Consider the following 20,902-nt stretch of genomic DNA (forward strand, 5'->3'; position numbering starts at 1 on the left):
ATTCACGGTTGTTATCAACGAATCAAATCGTGAATTGCGATGGCAGGGTGCGTCCGGGTGGACGCACCCTGTTTTTGTGTCTATTTTTACCATCACATAAATTTGCGCTGTTGTTGCCATAGCAACCGACAAAGGAAAATGAATCTGATAAACTGCTTGGCAGTTGGTTATTCTTGACTAACTGCCACAAACAAAGAACTATCTGTTTATTAAAGGAGTTTTCCATGAAAAAGATTTCCCGCCGTTCGTTTATCACCGCTATGGCTGCTGTAAGTGCAGCCGGTGTTCTGGCCGCCTGCGGTTCTTCTGCCAGCAGCACGGCTTCTTCTGTGGCTTCTTCCGCTGTATCCAGCGAAGCAACTTCCTCTGCCGCATCTATGGATGAGACCGGTACCCATACCGTCGTAGACCACGGCGGCAACGAAGTAGAAGTGCCTAATAAGGTCACCCGTGTCGTCATCGACCAGATTCCAATCCTGTCCACCTACATGGCTTATTTTGAGGGCAGTGCTCCCTACATCGTGGGTTACTGCGGCTCTTTCAAGTCGGTCATTTCTGACACTGTATTGAAGAATATCGCCCCGGAGCTTCTGGAGTCCAGCGATACGGTCTATGCTCAGAGCGACCTGAACATCGAGGAGATCATGAAACTGAACCCTGATGTTATCCTGTACAATGCTGGCAACTCCTCCCATGCCGAAATCCTGAAGGCCAGCGGAATCCCCTCCATCGGTTTCGCTACTGTGGGCGCATCTACGGAAGCTGATCCCATGGAACGTTACGAAGAGTGGCTGAAGCTGCTGGAGCAGATCTTCAACGAACCGGGCAAGACCGACGCCTTTGTTGCTGCCGGTGATGAGATCGTGACCGATGTGGAAGCCCGTATTGCGGAAATTCCTCAAACGGATCGTCCCAGTGCGCTGATTCTGTGGAAGTATGCAGACGGTGTGCCGCAGGTATCCGGTCAGGGCACCTTTGGCACCTACTGGATGAAGCGTCTGGGCGTAACAGACAAGGCACTGGAAGCCACTGGCTTTGCACAGGCAAGCATGGAGCAGATTTATAGTTGGAATCCCGATATTCTTTTCTTGGATGGTCCCGGCCTGCAGCCCCTGCGCACCGAGGACGTGCTGAGCGGGAATGTGGACGGTGCTGACTTCTCCACCCTGACTGCCGTGAAGAGCGGCCGAGTCTACAACACTACGCTGGGTATGTGGAACTGGTTCACCCCGAATCCGGATGCTCCGCTGGTGCTGGCATGGCTGGCCTGCAACACCTACCCGGATGCTTTTGCCGATTATCCGCTGGGCGATACCATCAAGGAATATTACAAGACATGGTACGGCTACGATGTGACAGATGACGAGTTGGAGGAAATGCTGCTGTACTGATGAAAGATACCATCTGGATCAAAAAAGGCCGGTTCACTCCTCTGGCTGTGGTATTGATGTTCGCTTTTCCCCTTGTGACCGCACTCATCTGCCTGTGCTTTGGACGAATGAATGTTCCGGTAGGCGAAGTTCTCACAGCTTTGCGCACTGCTCTGACGGGTGGGAGCACCTCAAATGTACAGAACTACTCCATCGTCATCAATCTGCGGCTGCCCCGCATTCTGACGGCCATCATCGTCGGCGCAGGTCTGTCTTGCGCAGGCAATACCTATCAATCCTTATTCTCCAATCCGCTTGCCACACCGGATATTTTGGGTGTAACCAGCGGTACCTGTGTGGGTGCAATTCTTGCTATTATCCTGTCTTGCAGTATTCTGGAAACGCAGCTCATCGCCTTGGTCTTTGGCCTGATTTCCGTCTGTTTTACTCTGAAAGTCGCAGGCAAGAGTGATGGGCGTTCTATGGTTTATCTGGTGCTGGCCGGTACGATTGCATCCTCTCTGTTCAACGCACTGGGTTCGCTGTTGAAATATACTGCCGATCCGCAGGACAAGCTGCCGGAGATCACCTACTGGCTCTTGGGCAGCTTTACCAGTGCCAGTTACCAAAAGATCCTGATTGGCTGCCCACTTATCGTTGCTGGAATCATCATCATCTATCTGCTGCGCTGGCGGCTGAACATCCTTTCACTGAGTGATGACGAGGCTCGTACCAGCGGCATCAACATCAAACAGACCCGGATGCTGTTTATTGTTGCATCTACGCTGATCACGGCTTCTGCCGTTTCCATGTGCGGTCAGGTGGGCTGGATTGGTCTGCTGATTCCGCACGCATCCCGGATGCTGGTTGGAAGCAACAACCGTTATGTGGTGCCCCTCAGTCTCAGTCTGGGAGCCAGCTTTATGATCCTGATCGACACCCTGTCCCGCAGCATCAGCATCATCGAGCTGCCTCTTTCCATTCTCACCGCTATCATCGGTGCACCGGCGTTTATTTCTCTGCTGAACAAAACAAGGAGCAACCTGCAATGATCTTGGAAGTGCAGAACGGTTGTTTTGGCTACCCAAAGCAGCCTGTGATTCTCGAAAACATCAATTTGAGCCTGGAAGAAGGCCACATCCTTGCGATTCTTGGTCCAAACGGCATTGGTAAAACCACCCTGCTCAAGTGCATGATCGGTCTGCTGCCATGGCACAGCGGCAAGACTCTGCTTTACGGGAAGGACATTCACACCCTCAAGCCGAAGGATGTCTGGAGCACGATCTCCTACATTCCGCAGTCCCGTGGCTTCGCTTTTTCCTACACCGGTCTGGAAATGGTTCTGCTGGGGCGCAGTGCGCATCTCGGAACCTTTCAGCAACCCGGCAAAGAGGAAATCGAAATGGCGGAAGCCATGATGGAACGAGTGGGGATCACCCGTCTTGCCAACAAGGACTGCAACCGGATGAGCGGCGGTGAACTACAAATGGTGCTCATTGCCCGTGCCCTCATCAACGAGCCGAAGCTCATCATTCTGGACGAGCCGGAAACCGGTCTGGATTTCCACAATCAGATCTTAGTACTGAATATGGTGGAGCGGCTGGCGCATGAATCCGGCATCAGTGCCATCATGAATACCCACTATCCTACCAATGCCATGAGCGTAGCGGACGAAGCCCTGATGCTGAACCGCAAAGGCGAATTTTTCTACGGTCCAGCTGCGGAGATCTTGAACGAGGAGAACATCTCGTATTCTTTTGATGTTCAGGTGCTGGTGGATGAACTGCATTATCAGGGGCGGTCGGTGCGCAGCATCGTTCCGGTTGCTCTGCGGGAGGAAACTGCTGTATGAACAATGTCCCTTTTACACTTTCCCAGGTTCGCCCGATCCGGGACGCTATGACCGTTTCCCGACCTTCCGGACTGGGCTATGGAGTGCCGGTAACATGGTTTTCCTTGGGCGCAGGCACTTCTATTACCCCGGAATACTATGACTGCACCACTCTTTATCTGGGTGGTGAGGGAAACGGCAAGTTTCTTCTGGGAGTCGATGGGCAGGAAGTGTCTGTCAAACCCGGAGAAGTGCTGTATGTACCGCCGAAAACACTGTGCGGCACAAAAACCGACAGTGGAATGATCTATACCGAAATCATTTTGAAAAAGGAGAATTTTACCATGAACAACATCATCAAGGCAGGCCAGCCCACCGAACTGAAGAACCTCATTTCTTATGAAGAGGGCAGCATCGCCAATCTGGACATCGCTCATGCAGACAACATGAAATTTGTCCTGATGGCTTTTGACGAGGGCACTGGCCTGACTCCGCACCGTGCTCCCGGCAATGCCATCCTGACCGCCCTCGAAGGCAAGGCCATTATTGGCTATGAGGGCAAGGATTACGAGCTGAACGCAGGCGAGAGCTTCCGCTTCGATAAGAACGGCCTGCACAGCGTTACCGCACAGGGCAAATTCAAAATGAGCCTGCTGCTGGTCATCGAATAAGCGATTTTCTGTTTCATAACAGACGCAAAGAACCCGTCCGGACGTACCGGACGGGTTCTTTGCGTCTGCCAGATTCAGCAGTAGTAGAGGAACGAACGCAGGCGGCTCCATGCAGTTTCATCCCAGTCGTTATCAAGGGAAAGCTGGAACAGTGGGGCACTGCAGGCATCGTGCAGGCCGCGCATATCCAGAATCATCGCGGTATTTTCATACCGGGGTGCAAGGGTCAGCACTGCATTGGTACGGCCAGAAAGCTCCACGGCCTTGGCGTACCGATATCGACCGTTCCCGCCTGAAAAATTCGGCAAGGCAGAGTCCGCAATGAGGAACAGTGTTTCAGCGTCTTCCGCAAAGGCACTGTGCGCTCCAAGTTCATTCCCAAGGGTCTGCATCTGCCTCTGCATCTGGTCAAGCCAACCAGCCGATGGTTTGTTTTCATCCAAATTGTCTTTCCACAGAAACCAGAGCGCCTCGCTGAGTGGGGCGCGAAGCACCTGTTCGCCTTCGGCTTCCAGCGCGGCAAGTACGCCGCTGTCCAGTTCTGTCAGGCAGAGCGGCGTACCAACAGCGGCAATGCGGCGGCCTTTGGTGAGAAGTGCGCCGATTTCCCTCGCCGCAGCGTGCAGTTGCTTCCAGTCGGGCAGAGCATCCCATTGCGCTGCAATGCCGGGACGTTTTTCAGTCGGGGCTGCATAGAGAAGATCACCGGCAAGCAGTGCACGGAAAAGCATATCACGGTTCTGCGCCATTTCGGGCAGTGTTTCCAGCATCGGACTGACCAGTTGAGCATTCCGCTCTTTTCTGCGGTCCAATACAGCGCGGATGACACGGGCGTACTGACCGTCTGCCTCCGCACCCTGCGTCTGCGGAATCAGGAACTGCGCATGTGCTTGGTCTTTTTTTCGGTCGGCAAGGATGCTGCCAAGCAAGGCTGGGAATGGCAGGTATTCTTTTGCACTCGTTTCCGCCCGGCCAAGGCTTAGAATGTCGTCCGTCAGGTGTGGCAGTTCGTAGGCGTCTACCCCTTGCTGTTTGAAGTATGCAGCCAGACAGGACGTATAAATACCCATTGCCGGAAGATAGAGCGGCACATTGGGGGAGGGTGTCTGTGCCAGACGACAGGGGTGAATATCGACCTGCTCAATGTTGAAATCTGTCGGCAGAGCCACCGCCGGGCGGTGCTGCAAGCTGTTCAGGAATGCTTCAATGCGAGTGATGACACCCACATTGGAAAAATGCTCATCCACTTCGATTTGCAGGTAGGGTTTATCGCCCATCTCCTGCTTGAACAGGTGTGAGAGCATGGTGTCCGGGCCGCAGCCGTGGTTCGTCAGGTAGACAGCGTAGAGGTTCGGGTGGTGAGCGATCAGCTTTGCTCCGGACAGGATATGCTGCCCGAACGGATAATAAAGATTATCGTATTCATCAGAGATGTCCAGCGCATGACCGGGCAGGTGGCTCAGCGTGATGACTTTATAGCCGCGTTCCAACAGCAGTTCCGGGATGCCCATGTTCAGGATGGGGTCGGAAACGCCGTAGTTGCGGGTGATGAGTACCAACACTTTATCGTCTGGTCTCAGGGTAGCCAATAGAGCTTTGCCTTGTTTTTCCACGGCGGCGGTATGGCGGCGCACCGCCATGGCACCACTGAGCAGAGCTTTGGCACAAAACGGTTTCGGGATTCCTAAAATTTTGCTCAGTCCCAGCATTGCAGATGCCATAGCTTCCTGCCCAAAATCGAGATCGAATACCGGACTGAGCAGAGTGATGCCCTTGCTCTCAATGTCCAGAGCTTTGGCAATGGATGCGGCTGCCGTCTGCATATAGACGCAGCCGTAGTTGTGTTTCACACGGCTCTTTTCGTGCTTCATCGTGTGGATGGTGGGCAGGAAGATATAATCTACTTTTTGGTCGATGAGCTGCTGCATATGGCCGTAAATAAGTTTGACCGGGTAGCAGGTCTCCCCTTGTGCGGTCTGCTGAGCCAGCCTGATCGTTTCCTCACTGGTGGGGTCAGTCAGGACGACATTGAAGCCCAACGAGGTAAAGAAGGCATTCGCCATCGGGAAGAATTTGTGGATCATCAACGCAAAAGGCACACCTACGGTCTTTTTACGTGGGTCGCGTTTGCCGGTATAACCCTCCAAAAGCAATTTGTCCGCCTGCTTATAGAAGTCAATGTTCTTCTGGATCTCCGCGCTGCGGCTGTCGTCTGCGGCTTGTGCAGGGCTGTCGAAGCCCACAAACTGACTAGGTGCATCGCCCACCGCTTCCTGTGCCAGAAGAGCCGCGCCATACGCACCACTGATGGAAAAGACCGGGCTGACCTGTATGCGGTCGCCGTATGCGGATTGGAATGCCGCCACAATGCCGGGGTTGTAATCGACACCGCCCTGCAAAACGATGTGCTGCCCCACAGGTTTAGAACCAACCACTTTATGCAGATAGTTCTGTACGATGGAGTGACACAGCCCGGCGGCGATCTCTGCCTGCGAAACGCCTTCTGCGGCGGCTGATGCAATGGCCGTTTCGATGAATACGGTACAGCGTTCGCCCAACGCGGCCGGATGTTCGGCAGAAAGGGCCAACGGGCCGAATTCTGCCAGCGGGATGCCCATGCGGACGGCTTGCTCCTCCACAAAAGAACCGGTACCGGCAGCGCAGATCTTGTTCATCTGAAAATCCACAACTTCACCGTTCTGGATGCTGATGTATTTGCTATCCTGTCCGCCGATCTCAAACACAGTATCGACTTCCGGCACCCAGTGAGTTGCACCCTTGGCCTGCGCAGTGATCTCATCCCGGACAGCATCTGCTCCGATGCGTTTGCCGACGCGCTCTCGTCCTGAACCGGTCACACCGACTGCGGTGAACCGGATATCACCAAACCGCTGACGAATCCTTGCAAGGCCTTTGCGGACAGCTCCTTCCGGGTCACCTGCGGTGCGCAGATATTGAAAGTCTACCAGTTCACCGTCAGCACCGACCAGAACAAGATCGGTACTGGTAGAACCGATGTCGATGCCCAATGCGCAGCCACTTTCTGGAATGATCTTGGTAGCGTTTGGCTCCGCAAGGCTCGTGCCGGAGCGCAGTTCCAGTTTGGGCAATGTTCCGACCGTGTGGTGTGTTGTTCGTGTACGGTCCAGAGAATCATTCAGTTGACGTAACGTGAACGAGCCGGATGCTTTGCGTGCAGCACCAAGAGCCGCTTCATATCGGGCAAACTCCGGAATGATGAGTTCTTTCTCACTCAACCCGAATACATCCCGGATGGCTCGGATGACGCCGGTGTTGCAGGTCACGCCGCCACAGAACACTACTGGCTTGCAGACGGGAAGCCGACGCACGATGGTAGCTTTGTAGTTGCGGATCATGGCATAACACAACCCCAACAGGATATCCGGCGTGGAAACGCCTTCCTGCTGGCGGTGGATGATATCGGTTTTGGCAAAGACGGCACACCGACCGGAAAGGCGGGGGACACTCTGTGCCTGCTCGACCAGTGAAGAATAATCTTCTAGTTTGCAGCCTACGCGGGACATCTGATCTTCAAAGAACGAGCCCGTGCCGCCTGCACAGTGTTCGTTGACTGCGAACTGCGGTGCACGGCTCTGCAAGTCCGTGATGAATCGCGCGCCCTGACTGCCAATTTCAATGACCGAACCCACCTGCGGAATGATCCAGCGCACGCCCTCGACGATCGCTGGGATATCGCCTAAAGAGGGAATGGCTGAATCTTGCTCCAGCAGAGCCTCCGTGTTGCTTCCGGTCACACAGAGTGAAAACGGAGTATCCATCGCCAGTTCCAACGTGGAAAGACCCTTTTTCAGGCAGACAAAAGGGTTGCCGTGATGCACCGCCATCCACTGCTTTTCAATTTCTTGATTTTTCAACAGCACCAACTTGACCGTTGATGTACCGATATCCATTCCCAACGAAAGCATTGTGTCACTCCTTCGATATCAACCCTGAACGTTATAGGGTTTGACATTTCAAACTTTATACCGTATAATAATGATGCCTTTTAATTAGGCATCTCTAACCAAGAGTTTAACACAACTACCTCGGAGTGTCCGTTGTTATGGCAACGGCAAAGCAAATTTTAAGATGGAGCAATATGATTCAATTTTACAGCAATGCGGCATGTTCAACGGCATCCAGCCACGAAAATATAGGGAAGTCCTTCGTTGCTTGAATGCGACTGTCCGTGAATATCCTCGTGGTGCGCACATCGTCGAGCTGGGTGAGCAGAGCCACAATACGGGTGTCCTGCTGGATGGCACGATGGAAGAATTTTTGTATGATGAAAATGGCAATCAAATCAGCATCTGCCGTTTTTGTCCCGGAGAAGTATTTGGTGCAGAACTGGCCTGTACTGGCTGGACGGCAAGTCCGGTCTGTCTGCGTGCCAGTTCGGACTGTACCGTAATGCTGCTGGATTTCAGCGCATTGATGTCACAGAAGACGCTGACCTGTCCCTGCCGGATGCAAGTCACAGCAAATCTTATGCAGGATATGGCGCAGCAGCTTCTCTTTTTTAACACCAAAGTGCGTATTTTAGCACAAAAACGGCTTCGGGATCGTCTGAAGATTTATCTTCAAACCTTGACACCCGATGAAAAAGGCTGTTACAGTCTGCCCTACACCCGGACAGAACTGGCAGATTTCCTCTGTGTGGACCGCAGTGCTCTTTCCCGTGAGCTGTGCCGGATGCGCGATGAGAGGATCCTTGATTTTTCCGGTGCAAAGATTCACCTGTTGAACCCAACGTTTTTGTATGGTTGGAACTGACCGTACTTCTAAATCTATGAAAAAAATTGTCTGCCGAATATTTTTGTTCGACAGACAATTACTTTTTAATCTTCTAGTGTACGACTACCGGACACATTCTTCAAATATTTCTCCGGGTCGCCATTCAGAATCAAATCCGCATAACCCAGTGGGTCGTTGTAGATAAGGTAGTCCAGTTCCGTCTGCTGCGCCATGGTCACATCCAGTGCATCCTCAACCCCAGCACAACGGACAGAACTGGACTGGCTGCTCTACAATAAGCCCTTGGAGTACGCACAGCTTGTGCTGGGTGGGGAGATTGAGCATTATCTCTCGCTTGGTTGCGACCATGGAAGAATGGAAGATTGATTGACAAGGTTACATAACAGTTAACACAGCTTGCATTTGCCCTGCAATTTTTCAGAATGGAACGCCCCAAGGGCATCCGGTCTATATCCGGCAGATTTTTCAGAATGAATCTGCCGGGTATTTTTGTTTGTCATAAAGGAAGTCTTGCTTTTTATTGTAAAATTGGATACAATATAAAAAAGACATTTGCACGGAGGACTCTATGGAATATATCGGCATCCAGAAGAAAAACGGCGGTGTGGTGGAAGCCCTGCAGCAGGCCATTTTATCTGGGCAGATCCCGGCGGGCACTGAAATGACCCAGAACGAACTGGCAGAGAGTCTCGGTGTCTCTCGGATGCCGGTGCGGGAGGCCTTGATGATCCTTGAATATCAGGGTCTTATCATCCGCCTGCCCAACAACCATGTAAGAGCTGCTGATTTGAACGAAGATGCATTGCGGCAGATTTTGGCGTTAGGTGCACAACTGGAACGGCAGGCGATGCGTGCGCTGCCGCAGGATGCGATGTTGGCAGGCGGCGAGATGCTGCAGCACCGTACCCTGCGGACTGTCCTGCCCTATCCGCTGCATCGCAAGCTGCTGGAGAGCATCCAGGAGACCTACATTGCCTTTGCCGTGAGCGCACGTCCTACGCCGGTGAACGACCGGCTTGCCCGCCTGCTGATGCTGGACCGTCAGGGTTCCCCTGATGTGCTGGAGGCATGGAACGCCTATGAAGAAGAACTGCTGCATCTGATTTTAACGATAAGGAGTCAATATGCTGGGACTGAAACCCATTAAGCTGCTGCCTGCCCGCGAGCGGGTAGCTTCCGCTTTGCGGAAAGCCATTATCTCAAAAAGCATCCCGGAGGGCGCAGAACTCACGCTGGAAAACACCGCACAGGAACTGGGCGTGTCGGTCACGCCGGTGCGGGAGGCCTTTCAGATCCTTGCCCGTGACGGTCTGCTGGAAGTCAAGCAGAACAGGTGCGCCATTGTGCTGGGCGTAACGGAAAGGACCATCCGGGAGCACTACCAGCTGCGCGCTGCCTTGGAAGGGACGGCATGTATGCTCTGCTGCCAGAACAACGCTGACCTGTCCAAGATCAAAAACTGCGTGGATACTGCAGAGGAGTCTCTTTCTCATCAGCAGGCCGGAAATTATGCTGACTACAACCAGTCCTTCCATTTTGAGATCTGGGAAGCTTCCGGCAATGAAAAAATGCGCAATCTTCTCTCGGAACTGTGGAACGGCCTGTCCATTGGTGTGGAAATGAGCGAGTTGGACTATGCCCTCAACTCCCAGAGCGAGCATAAAAAGATCTATGCGGCGCTGGAAGCACGGGATGCGCTGGCCGCACGGGCTGAAATGGAAAAACACATCTACCGCAGTATGGACGATGCGCTGACCTATTATTTATAAGATCAAGGAGGACAAGACAGTGTATACCTGTGCGAACTGTACGGTTCTGGCCTGCGCCAACAACGCGCCAGAAAAGATGCCCAAAAACTGCCCCATGCGGAATGCTTCAGTGATGGAGGCCGCCCGCGTCGGCTACGATCTGCCCGAGAATCACGATTTCTACGTCAACTGTTCGGCCATTGAGGGGCTGGGCTACTGTCAATGGCCCCGCCTGAAGGAGACGGTGGAATTCTGCAAGCGGATGGGCTACCACAAGCTGGGTCTTGCATTCTGCAAAGGTCTGCGGAAGGAAGCCCGCATCGTGGCCGACCTGCTCCGTGCGCAGGGGTTTGAGGTGGTGTCGGTCATCTGCAAGACCGGCGGCATCTCCAAAGAAGAAGTGGGCATCCCGGAAGAGGTCAAGATCCACCCCGGCGAATTTGAAGCCATGTGCAACCCCATCGCACAGGCAAAGCTTCTGAACGAACAGCACACCGATTTCAACATTGAGGTCGGACTTTGTGTGGGACACGACTCAATGTTTTATAAGTACTCGGACGCCATGGTCACAACGCTGGTGGCCAAGGATCGCGTTCTGGCGCATAATCCCTGCGGTGCCATTTACTGTGCCGAGGGGTATTTCAAAAAGCGGCTGGAATAAAAGAAGGAAAAAACGTGCGTTCTCCATCTGCTTTGGAGATCGCACGTTTTTTGCAGAAGGCGGCGGAGGGAGATTTTCTTGTATCCTACTGTTTGTCTGGCGTGCACAAAAATTGGTACATAATCCGTGCAATGCGACAAAACTCGAAAAAAGGGATTGACAAATCTCTGTTTCGGGTGTATTCTCGTGTCGTCAAGTGGATACATTATCAAAGATTAGATATAAAAATTTAAAAAAGACACTGCCGAGATTCCCGGAATTCTAAGGTTCCGGGCAGATCCTTCCAGAACAAAGAAGGGCTGTGAGGGCACAGCACGGCGGCAAAGACTCTGCACAACGAGGTGCAGCTGGGGCGTTCCGAAAGTCAGGGGCTGTTTTGCTCTGACGAAATGGATACATTATATTTCATTAAAGGAGGACCCCCAGTATGTCAGCAGCAACCATCACCCTACTCTTTCTTCTCTTCGCGGTCGTCATGTTCGTGTTTGAGAAGATCCCCCTCGGCGTAACGTCCATGATCGTCTGTATCGGTCTGGTCGTCACCGGCGTTCTGGATGTCAAGACTGCTTTTGCGGGCTTCATCGACAGCAACGTCATCCTGTTCGTCGCCATGTTCATCGTCGGCGGTGCCCTGTTTGAAACAGGTATGGCCAACAAGATCGGCGGCATTGTTACCCACTTTGCCAAATCCGAGCGCAGCCTCATCGTGGCCATCATGGTCATCGTTGGCCTGATGAGCGGCTTCCTTTCCAACACCGGCACCGCCGCCGTCCTGATCCCCGTGGTCATCGGCATTGCGGCAAAGTCCGGCTATGCCCGCTCCAAGCTGCTGATGCCGCTGGTATTTGCAGCGGCCATGGGCGGCAACCTTTCCCTCATCGGCGCACCGGGCAACCTCATCGCCCAGAGTGCTCTGGGTGAGATCGGGATGTCCTTCGGCTTCTTCGAGTACGCTATCGTGGGCCTGCCCATCCTCGCCGCCGGCATCCTCTTCTATGCCACCCTTGGCATGAAGCTGCTGCCCAACCACCCCGTCTCCGATGATGACTCCTTCGGCGGCGAGCAGGACTTCAGCAATGTTCCCAAGTGGAAACAGGTGCTCTCCCTCGTCATCCTCGTGCTCACCCTGCTGGGCATGATCTTTGAAAAGCAGATCGGCATCAAGCTCAACATCACCGGCTGTATCGGTGCGCTGGCTCTGATCCTCACCGGTGTCATCTCCGAGAAAGATGCCCTGAAGTCCATCGACCTCAAGACCATCTTCCTCTTCGGTGGTACGCTGTCTCTGGCCTCTGCACTGGATAAGACCGGGGCAGGCGCAGAGATTGCAAACATCGTCATCGGCGCTCTGGGCGAGAATCCCTCTCCCTACGTCCTGACTCTGGTGGTCTTCCTGCTCTGCTGCGTCATGACCAACTTCATGTCCAACACCGCAACCACCGCTCTGATGGTTCCCATCTGCCTGAGCATCGCACAGGGCATGGGTGCCGACCCCCGGGCCGTCCTGATGGCTTGTGTCATCGGCGGCTCCTGCGCTTACGCAACGCCCATCGGTATGCCCGCCAACACCATGGTGGTTTCCGCCGGCGGTTACACCTTCAAGGATTATGCCAAGGCTGGCCTGCCCCTCATCCTCATCGCAACGGTTGTCAGCATGGTGATCCTTCCCATCGCATTTCCGTTCTTCCCGCAGTAAAGCGGACAGGAACGTTGAATATGAGTGAACCAACGCGCAAAATGTACCAAAGCTAAGGAGGCATTGGAATGAACAAACAAGAACAGGTGCAGCAGATGACGACCTATATGGCAAACTTTGTGAGCCATATCGCCAAGGTGCTGCCGGACGACATCATTGCCAAGCTCGATGAGCTGGGCGCACAGGAGGATGCTCCTCTGTCCAAGGTCATTTATGAGACCATGAAGCGGAACCAGAAGCTGGCCAAGGAGCTGAACCGCCCCAGCTGCCAGGATACTGGTGTGCTCCAGTTCTGGGTAAAGTGCGGCGTGGACTTTCCCCTCATCGGCGAGGTGGAGGGTCTGCTGAAGGAGGCTGTGGTCAAGGCTACCTTCGAAGCACCCCTGCGCCACAACAGCGTTGAAACCTTCGATGAGTTCAACACCGGCCGCAACGTCGGCAAAGGCACTCCTACCGTCTGGTGGGATATCATCCCGAACAGCGACAAGTGTGAGATCTACGCTTATATGGCAGGCGGCGGCTGCACCCTGCCGGGCAAGGCCATGGTTCTGATGCCCGGTGCAGGTTACGAAGGTGTGACCAAGTTCGTCATGGATGTCATGACCAGCTACGGCATCAATGCCTGCCCTCCGCTGCTGGTGGGCGTGGGCGTTGCCACCTCTGTTGAGACCGCCGCTCTGCTGTCCAAGAAGGCTCTGATGCGTCCTCTGGGCAGCCACAACGAGAACGAGCGTGCAGCCTATATGGAGAAGCTGCTGGAGGACGGCATCAACTCCATCGGCCTTGGTCCTCAGGGCATGGGCGGCAAGTACTCCGTCATGGGCGTGCACATCGAGAACACTGCCCGCCATCCTTCTGCCATCGGCGTTGCCGTCAACGTGGGCTGCTGGAGCCATCGCCGCGGCCACATCATTTTTGATAAAGATCTGAACTACACCATTGATACTCATTCGGGGGTGACTTTGTAATGCTGACCATTAAAGACGGAAAAAAGATCCTTACTACTCCGGTCTCCGCAGAGGACCTGAAGGACATCCATATCGGTGATGTCGTTTACCTGAACGGCGACCTGACCACCTGCCGTGACGTGGCGCACCGCCGCCTCGTGGAAGAGGGCCGCCCGCTGCCTGTGGACGTCAAGGACGCTGCCATCTTCCACGCCGGCCCCATCATTCGCCCTCTGGAGGACGACAAGTTCGAGATGGTGTCTGTGGGCCCCACCACCTCCATGCGTATGGAGAAGTTCGAGTATGAGTTCGTGCAGAAGTCCGGTGTCCGCGTCATCGTGGGCAAGGGCGGCATGGGCCCCAACACCGAGCGCGCCTGCAAGGAGTTCGGTGCCATCCACTGTGTTTTCCCTGCCGGTAACGCCGTTGTGGCTGCCACCGAGGTGGAGGAGATCGTCGAGGCCCAGTGGCGTGACCTCGGTATGCCGGAAACTCTGTGGCACTGCCACGTTAACGAGTTTGGCCCCCTGATCGTTTCCATCGACGCTGAGGGCCGCAACCTGTTCGAAGAGAACAAGGTCATCTTCAATGAGCGCAAGGAAAAGGCCATCGAAGAGATCTGCAAGCACGTCGGCTTTATTAAGTAATCCGGATATCCTCTCAGCGGGGGACAGACTTCACTCATTATTTCCTTTCATACGATTCTCCTAAATCGTTTTTCTTACCCTAAGTTTCTTGCTCAGCTTAATTTGCCACGTATTTGTTCTCCGCAGTTTACCCCGGATGCCTTTCCCGCGCAAAGGTGTCCGGGGCATTATTGGTTCATCCAAACGAAACCATCCACAGGAGGAAACTTCCATGAACCCATTGGAAATCACACTGGTCATCCTGCTTGTAACGATCATCGCCTTTGTATCCGGTAAAGTCCCGTTCTCGGTCATTTCTACCGGCATCATTCTGGCGCTGATCCTCACCGGCATCAAGACCCCTGCCGAGGCCTTTGGCGGCTTCATCAACACGAACGTAGTCATGTTCGTAGCCATGTTCGTCATCGGTGCAGGGCTGACCAAAACGCCCCTGATTGACAAAGCTCAGAGTCTGGTCATCCGCTACAAGGACAATATGCGGATGCTGATCTTTCTTTCCTGCGTGGCAGGTGCGTTTCTGGGCGCCATCACCAGTGCCACCGCAACTGCCGCTATCATGATCCCGCTGCTGGTAGGCATTGCGAACGACATCGGCGTGAGCCGCAGCAAGCTGCTGTATCCTTCTATGGCCTGTGCCAACATTGCCACCCAGATGACCTTTCTCGGTCAGGGTGCTTCCAACATGGCATGGAACGATGTCATGATGCAGGCCGGCGCACCGACACCGCTGCACATCTGGGATTTCACCATTGCGCGCATCCCGATGCTGACCATCGCCATCCTGTACATGACCTTTGTTGGCTATAAGCTGATGCCGGATATTCCCAACGAGCAGTTTTCAGATGCAACACATACGGCTTCTGAGAGCGAAAGACTCAGCCCCTTCAAGCGCAAACTGGCTGTCCTGATCGTTCTGGTCTCCATTGCAATGATGCTGCTGGAAAATGTCATTGGTGTCAAGATGTATCTCACTTCCTGCATCGGCGCTGCCGCTCTGGTGCTGACGGGTGTGCTGACCGAAAAGGAAGCTCTCAACTCCATCCACCAGCCGACCATTTTCCTGTTTGCCGGTGTGCTGGCTCTGTCGGACGCCATCCAGACCACCGGTGCAGGCGATGTGGTGGCAGACTGGATGATCCGCCTGCTGGGCAATACCACCAATCCGTACATCATTATGCTGGTGTTCTTCCTTGTTCCCTTCATTCTGACACAGGTCATGTCCAATCTGGCTACCCTGACCATCTTCATCCCACTGGTCACTTCCGCCTGTATCCGCATGGGCGTAGACCCCCGTGCTGCCGTGGTCGGCGTGATCACAGCCAGCTGTGTGTCCATCATGACCCCCATGGCAGCTCCCTGCCAGATCATGATCATCGAGCCGGGCGGATACACCTTGAAGGATTATCTCAAATGTGGTACCCCGCTGGCGCTCATCCTCATTGTCGTGTCCGTATTTTTCCTGCCGACACTTTATCCTTTTGCCTGATTCTATTTTCCCACCGCAGTAGTATGCGCAAACTGCATATCGTAAATATGCCGTTCTGTTCGGCGCTATTTTTGAAAACCGCAATAAAAGCAGCAGAAGTTTTTGAGCATCTCATCATTCTGTCAAGAGGGCCGGCACCGTCCGGCCCTCTCTCTTTTTGCCAAAGTTTCCCTTGTGTTTTCTTGCAAGCTGCCGAAATCAGCGTGTTCTCAAAAGTTCGCGTTTGCGCAGTGGAGCGCAGCAATAAAAGCCCCAGTGGGGCTTTTAAGCGACAGAACGGTCTTGCGCAGCAAGATGGAGGGGCCTCGCCCCGACAAGTTCACGTTTGCGAAGCGTAGCGCAGCAATGAAAGCCCCAGTGGGGCTTTTAAGCGACAGAACGGTCTTGCGCAGCAAGATGGAGGGGCCTCGCCCCGACAAGTTCGCGCTGACACGGCTCGATTTTTGTGGTAACCTATTCCAACAATTTAATATAACATATTTACTTAGAGTTCCAGCTCGGCTCCCGAAGGAGCCGGAGCAAATTTTTAACTTTCTATCGCTACATAACGAACCCGAACCAAGGCCATCCCGGAAGGGATGGTCAGGTTCAGGTTGTTGTGTGGCGATTTTTTGTTGCCAAATCCAGCACCGCACCTTGAAAACCGCATGACCGTCTGCATGGGATACACGGCGATGACCCCGCAAGGGAGAGCCGGAAAACGCCGCCGGAAGGGGGCAGGAAAGCCATGCAGGGAGAACGGCTAAACGTTGATTCCTCAGTTACCAGAAAACAATGTGGTCAAATTGACCACATTGTTTTTCCGTAACGCCAGTGAAAGGAGGGGTATCTCCATGTATGCCGCCCATCGGTTGGACACCGTGCTGGACAAGTTCCTCAAGACTATGCAGACCACCGCCGCCCACCTGCAGGAGAAGCTGCTGAAGCCGGAAGTCCGGCAGAAAGGCAAGGAGCAGGTCAAGGAGAAAGCGCGGGATTCCGTTCTGCAACTGCTGAACCGCTTGCAGGCAGAGCAGACACAGCGGAAGCCCGGAGAACCGCATCTTGCGGAAAACTCGAAAAGTCGTTTTCAATAATAGTACGAGGTGATGTTTATTGAGTAAAGAAGTCAATGAAGAAGAACGCCCTCCTCGAACCGTTGAGGATGTGAAGGAGATGCTGACCAAGCACTCCAACGGTGAAATCCAGCGAACGATTCAAAACTGCATCACGATTTTGCAGAATGACCACGTGCTGGCCGATGCCATCTGGATGAACTTGTTGAGCGAGCGTATCGACATCGTAAAGCCTGTGGAGTGGCCTTGCTCCGGCAAGACCCTGAACGATACCGACATGAAGTATATTCTGCGCCGGATGGAGAAATACGGTATTTCCAGCGAAAAGAAGATCGAATCCACCATCCGCATCGTTGCCAACGAAAACCGCTACCATCCCATCCGGAACTACCTGAACGGCCTGAAATGGGATGGGACGGGGCGGATAGCCCATGTCCTGCACCACTTCCTCGGTGCTGCGGAGGACGAGTACACTTGCGAAGCTATGAAGATATTCCTGCTGGGAGCCATCAAGCGGGTATTCCAGCCGGGATGCAAATTTGAGACCATGCTCTGTCTGGTGGGCGGGCAAGGGTGCGGGGAAGTCCACCTTCTTCCGTCTGCTGGCGGTCAAGGACGAGTGGTTCTCAGATGACCTGCGTCGGCTGGACGACGACAACGTGTACCGCAAGCTGCAAGGTCACTGGATCATCGAAATGTCGGAGATGATTGCCACCGCCAATGCCAAGAGCATCGAGGAGATCAAGAGCTTTCTCAGCAAGCAGAAGGAGACCTTTAAAGTCCCCTACGAGACCCATCCTGCCGACCGTCTGCGCCAGTGCGTCTTTGCTGGCACGACCAACCGGCAGGATTTTTTGCCCCGTGACCGCACAGGCAACCGCCGCTTCATCCCTGTTCCGGTGGATGCGGAACTGGCCGAAGTCCACATTCTGGACAATGAGGAGGAATCTCGCGCCTATATCGACCAGCTCTGGGCAGAAGCCATGACCATCTACAACAGCGGCGACTACAGGTTGGCGTTCAGCCCCGCCATGCAGGAAACGTTGCAAGCCCATCAACAGGACTTCATGCAGGAGGACGCGCAGGCGGATATGATCTATGCCTTTCTGGAGGACTACACGGGTGACCGGGTGTGTTCCAAGCAGCTCTATGCGGAGGCACTGGGCAACACCAACATCCCGGCAGAGTGGGAGACCCGCGCTATCTGCGAGATCATGAACACAGGAATTTCGCGCGGCGATATCCAAGGCTGGCAGGCTCACAAGACCGCCAAGCGTTACCCGAAGTACGGCGTTCAGAAAGGCTGGGAGCGCGTAACCAGCCCCGAAACCGGGGCTGAAAATTTCTCCGAAATGTCGGATGCGGAAGCCCAGCAACTGGGATTTCCCTTCTGATGGACAGCGGTTACACGGTCAGTTACAGGTTTGGTTACGCTGCAGTTACAGCGCAAAAACCGCATGATTGCTGCGTTTTCCGCTTTCTGTAACCATGTAACCTTAAAAAGATAAGAAAAAGTATAAAGTGCATCGGACAGCCTGTGTGCAGAAAAAGAGAGTTTTCCTGCCCGGTTACAGGCGTTCGGTTACAAGGAATTGGAGGTCTGCCTATGAATATGAATCGGCCTGACATGACCGAAACTGTGAAATCCGAAAATTATACGAATAAGTTCTTGCAAAAGGACTTGAATCCCACTACAATGGTAGTGGTCACTCAAACCAATGCCGTCAAGTCTCCGACTGACAGCCCGGCAACCACGAAGCTGGTGTACACGGTGGAAGAAATCGCACGAATGCTGGCCATCAGCCTGCGCTCTGCTTACAACCTGTGCAACCGCACCACCGAATTCCGCGTCCTGCGGGTAGGCGGAAGCATCCGTGTCCCGAAAGACAGCTTCGATGCGTGGCTCAACCGGGCAGCTTGATAAGGAGGCAACAGTATGGCATATATTACGAAGCGTGGCAACTCTTACAGCGTCCGCTACACCTACGAAGATGAACACGGCAAGAGCTGCGACAAATGGGAGAGCTTTCCCACCAAAGAGGAGGCAACGAACCGAAAGAAACAAATCGAACACGAGCTGGCAACGGGAACCTTCCTGATCCCGTCCTCGGTGACGGTGGCAGAGTTCCTGATGGACTGGCTGCCCAAGCAGTGCAGCAAACACAAGTGGGCTCCCAAGACCTACGAATCCAACCTTTCCACCATCCAGAATCTGATTATCCCCTATATCGGTGATATGGAGATGCAGAAACTCAGACCCTATCACATGGAGAATCTTTATACGACCCTGAGCAAAACGCCCTGTGGCTCGTATATCGAGGGAAAGAAGCAGGAACTGACCGAAAAGCAGAAGCAGCGGTTCCTTTCTGGCACGACGATCCACGAAGTGCATCGGCTGCTGGGTACAGCGTTTCAGTACGCCGTAGAGTGGGGCATCCTCGTCAAAAGCCCGGTCCCTGTGGACAGCCCTAAGAAGTCCACACAAGAGCGCACCATCTGGACGGTGGAGGAAATGCGAGCGGCTCTGGACAGCATGGAGGACCCTATCCTGCATCTGGCGGTGCATCTCACTCTGGTGGGCGCACTGCGAGAGGGTGAGATCGTAGGTCTGACCCCGGAAGATCTTGATTTTGACGCAGCAGATGGCATCGGAACCTTCCGTATCAACAAATCCATGCAGCGGGTGCGAAAAGAAGCCCTGAACCAAGTGGACGATGGCTGCATCATCAAGGTATTCCCGGACAAGCTGGAGCGCAGCACCACTTCCCTCATCCTGAAAAGTACCAAAACGGCGTCTTCCTGCCGCACCATCTTCATGACCTCTGCTCTAAAAGAAGAGCTAAAGAAGTGGCTGAATCAGTTAGCGGCAGACGAGATGAAAGATCCGACACGCTACCATGACAGCGGTATGCTGTTCCGTCTGCCCAACGGTCTGGCGATCGAGCCTGTGCTCATCCGCAAGAAGTTCCTGAAATGGCAGGACGCACACCCGGAGTTCCCCCGTATTGTTTTCCATGGTCTGCGGCATTCCAGCGCAACCTATCAGTTGATGATCTCCGGCGGCGATGTGAAGGCCGTTCAGGGCACAACGGGTCACGCTACGGCGGATATGCTGGTAAACACCTACGCCCATATCCAGCAGTCCTCCCGTGTGGAGTTGGGTAGGAAGTTTGAGGAAGAGTTCTATGCCAAACAGGAAAGCCCCAGCCCGCAGGTTGTACCCACCGAAGGCGAACCGACCATCTCTATGACTGCTCTGCTGGAACTTCTGAAGAATGCAGACCCCGAAGTAAAGGCACAGCTCCGTCTGGCTCTGCTGACCTGATGCAAAATTTACCACGCATTTCAAAGCAATTCCAGCCCATGCAGAGGATTCCAACGAAAACACCAACCGTGCAAAAACCGTGCATTGACCGTGCAGGCCCCGATTTTTCGGGGTTACATAACAAAAAAGAACGCCAAATCTTACGATTTGACGTTCAATATCTGGTGCACCTCCAGGGACTCGAACCCTGGGCCCACTGATTAAGAGTCAGTTGCTCTACCAACTGAGCTAGAGGTGCATATGGTGACCCGTACCGGAATCGAACCGATGTTAAAGGCGTGAGAGGCCTCTGTCTTAACCGCTTGACCAACGGGCCATATAAAAGTCGGCGACTACCTATTTTCACGCGCCGTTTCCAGCGAACTATCTTGGGCACGAGTGAGCTTAACTTCTGTGTTCGGAATGGGAACAGGTGGAACCTCACCGTCATCGTCACCGACCATATGACTGGCTCAGTATCCCATACGGTCTACTGTTTGTCCAGTGTTTCTTAGAAGGACGTGCCTTCAAAACTGAATAATCACTGCTCACATTTTTTCGTTGACTCTGAGAGTCTCAAGCGAATTGTGGTCAAGCCCTCGATCTATTAGTACACTCTTGCTGAATGGATCACTCCACTTACACATCGTGCCTATCAACCTTGTAGTCTTCAAGGGATCTTACCTGATTGAATCAGTGGGATATCTTAT

The 20,902-nt window shown here is 53.7% G+C and carries 17 protein-coding genes, 2 tRNA genes, 2 rRNA genes and 2 pseudogenes; 17 read left to right on the top strand and 6 right to left on the bottom strand.

Going from position 1 to position 20,902, the window contains the following annotated elements:
- Window positions 1–224: 224 nt before the first annotated feature.
- The 4 genes from C4N22_RS03405 to C4N22_RS03420 are packed head-to-tail and all read left to right on the top strand — an operon-like array spanning window position 225 to window position 3,872.
- Complete coding sequence (locus tag C4N22_RS03405) at window positions 225–1,391, top strand: ABC transporter substrate-binding protein (protein WP_112147987.1); 1,167 nt, start codon at window positions 225–227, stop codon at window positions 1,389–1,391.
- The gene (locus tag C4N22_RS03410) at window positions 1,391–2,422 is read left to right on the top strand and encodes a FecCD family ABC transporter permease (RefSeq protein WP_112147988.1); all 1,032 of its coding nucleotides are present in this window, start codon (window positions 1,391–1,393) and stop codon (window positions 2,420–2,422) included. The genes C4N22_RS03405 and C4N22_RS03410 overlap by 1 nt, the downstream gene beginning before the upstream one ends.
- A complete protein-coding gene (locus C4N22_RS03415; protein WP_097774985.1) occupies window positions 2,419–3,222 on the top strand; it encodes an ABC transporter ATP-binding protein in 804 nt (267 codons plus the stop codon). Before C4N22_RS03410 ends, C4N22_RS03415 begins: the two co-directional genes overlap by 4 nt.
- Window positions 3,219–3,872, top strand: a complete 654-nt coding sequence (locus tag C4N22_RS03420; protein WP_097781442.1) for a cupin domain-containing protein — start codon at window positions 3,219–3,221, stop codon at window positions 3,870–3,872. The genes C4N22_RS03415 and C4N22_RS03420 overlap by 4 nt, the downstream gene beginning before the upstream one ends.
- A gap of 74 nt (window positions 3,873–3,946) precedes the next feature.
- On the opposite strand, the gene C4N22_RS03425 is transcribed toward C4N22_RS03420, so the two are convergent.
- Window positions 3,947–7,819 (bottom strand): acyl-CoA dehydratase activase, encoded by a 3,873-nt coding sequence (locus C4N22_RS03425; RefSeq protein ID WP_242980931.1) that lies wholly within the window; start codon window positions 7,817–7,819, stop codon window positions 3,947–3,949.
- Window positions 7,820–7,982: 163 nt separating this feature from the next.
- Between C4N22_RS03425 and C4N22_RS03430 the strand changes: the two genes are divergently transcribed.
- Window positions 7,983–8,666 (top strand): Crp/Fnr family transcriptional regulator, encoded by a 684-nt coding sequence (locus C4N22_RS03430; RefSeq protein ID WP_112147989.1) that lies wholly within the window; start codon window positions 7,983–7,985, stop codon window positions 8,664–8,666.
- 65 nt (window positions 8,667–8,731) lie between these two features.
- Here C4N22_RS03430 and C4N22_RS13015 read toward each other — a convergent pair.
- A pseudogene (locus C4N22_RS13015) lies at window positions 8,732–8,902 on the bottom strand (DUF6061 family protein); the annotation flags it as partial.
- Here C4N22_RS13015 and C4N22_RS13020 point away from each other — a divergent pair.
- The 12 genes and pseudogenes from C4N22_RS13020 to C4N22_RS03490 all read left to right on the top strand — a co-directional run bounded on the left by C4N22_RS13020 (window position 8,859) and on the right by C4N22_RS03490 (window position 20,213).
- Window positions 8,859–9,014, top strand: a complete 156-nt coding sequence (locus tag C4N22_RS13020) for a DUF6061 family protein (RefSeq protein WP_347476085.1) — start codon at window positions 8,859–8,861, stop codon at window positions 9,012–9,014. The pseudogene C4N22_RS13015 and the gene C4N22_RS13020 sit on opposite strands and share 44 nt — an antisense overlap.
- A 202-nt stretch (window positions 9,015–9,216) precedes the next feature.
- Window positions 9,217–9,795 (top strand): GntR family transcriptional regulator, encoded by a 579-nt coding sequence (locus C4N22_RS03435; protein WP_112147990.1) that lies wholly within the window; start codon window positions 9,217–9,219, stop codon window positions 9,793–9,795.
- Window positions 9,773–10,417 (top strand): GntR family transcriptional regulator, encoded by a 645-nt coding sequence (locus C4N22_RS03440; protein WP_112147991.1) that lies wholly within the window; start codon window positions 9,773–9,775, stop codon window positions 10,415–10,417. Before C4N22_RS03435 ends, C4N22_RS03440 begins: the two co-directional genes overlap by 23 nt.
- 19 nt (window positions 10,418–10,436) lie before the next feature.
- A complete protein-coding gene (locus tag C4N22_RS03445; protein ID WP_112147992.1) occupies window positions 10,437–11,057 on the top strand; it encodes a DUF1847 domain-containing protein in 621 nt (206 codons plus the stop codon).
- A 427-nt stretch (window positions 11,058–11,484) separates the two neighbouring features.
- Window positions 11,485–12,753: an SLC13 family permease gene (locus tag C4N22_RS03450; RefSeq protein WP_112147993.1), complete on the top strand. Its 1,269-nt coding sequence runs from the start codon at window positions 11,485–11,487 to the stop codon at window positions 12,751–12,753.
- A 68-nt stretch (window positions 12,754–12,821) separates the two neighbouring features.
- A complete protein-coding gene (gene ttdA / locus C4N22_RS03455) occupies window positions 12,822–13,721 on the top strand; it encodes a L(+)-tartrate dehydratase subunit alpha (RefSeq protein WP_112114511.1) in 900 nt (299 codons plus the stop codon).
- Window positions 13,721–14,347, top strand: a complete 627-nt coding sequence (ttdB, locus tag C4N22_RS03460; protein WP_112147994.1) for a L(+)-tartrate dehydratase subunit beta — start codon at window positions 13,721–13,723, stop codon at window positions 14,345–14,347. Before ttdA ends, ttdB begins: the two co-directional genes overlap by 1 nt.
- 211 nt (window positions 14,348–14,558) lie before the next feature.
- The gene (locus C4N22_RS03465; protein WP_112147995.1) at window positions 14,559–15,833 is read left to right on the top strand and encodes an SLC13 family permease; all 1,275 of its coding nucleotides are present in this window, start codon (window positions 14,559–14,561) and stop codon (window positions 15,831–15,833) included.
- Between the two features lie 833 nt (window positions 15,834–16,666).
- Entirely contained in the window at window positions 16,667–16,909 is a 243-nt protein-coding gene (locus C4N22_RS03475; protein WP_242980932.1) for a hypothetical protein, read from the top strand.
- A gap of 79 nt (window positions 16,910–16,988) precedes the next feature.
- Window positions 16,989–18,282: pseudogene (locus C4N22_RS03480) on the top strand (VapE domain-containing protein).
- A gap of 212 nt (window positions 18,283–18,494) precedes the next feature.
- Window positions 18,495–18,809, top strand: coding sequence for a helix-turn-helix domain-containing protein (locus C4N22_RS03485; RefSeq protein ID WP_112147997.1), 315 nt, complete (start codon window positions 18,495–18,497; stop codon window positions 18,807–18,809).
- 15 nt (window positions 18,810–18,824) lie between these two features.
- Window positions 18,825–20,213, top strand: a complete 1,389-nt coding sequence (locus tag C4N22_RS03490; RefSeq protein WP_112147998.1) for a site-specific integrase — start codon at window positions 18,825–18,827, stop codon at window positions 20,211–20,213.
- Between the two features lie 162 nt (window positions 20,214–20,375).
- Here C4N22_RS03490 and C4N22_RS03495 read toward each other — a convergent pair.
- The 4 genes from C4N22_RS03495 to C4N22_RS03510 form a co-directional block, all read right to left on the bottom strand.
- Window positions 20,376–20,451: transfer RNA gene (locus C4N22_RS03495), tRNA-Lys, on the bottom strand.
- Between the two features lie 3 nt (window positions 20,452–20,454).
- Window positions 20,455–20,529: transfer RNA gene (locus C4N22_RS03500), tRNA-Glu, on the bottom strand.
- Between the two features lie 7 nt (window positions 20,530–20,536).
- Window positions 20,537–20,653 (bottom strand): 5S ribosomal RNA (gene rrf, locus C4N22_RS03505).
- Window positions 20,654–20,779: 126 nt separating this feature from the next.
- Window positions 20,780–20,902: ribosomal RNA gene (locus C4N22_RS03510) — 23S ribosomal RNA — on the bottom strand; the annotation flags it as partial.

The sequence above is a fragment of the Faecalibacterium prausnitzii genome, from assembly GCF_003287495.1.
GTDB lineage: Bacteria > Bacillota > Clostridia > Oscillospirales > Ruminococcaceae > Faecalibacterium > Faecalibacterium prausnitzii_I.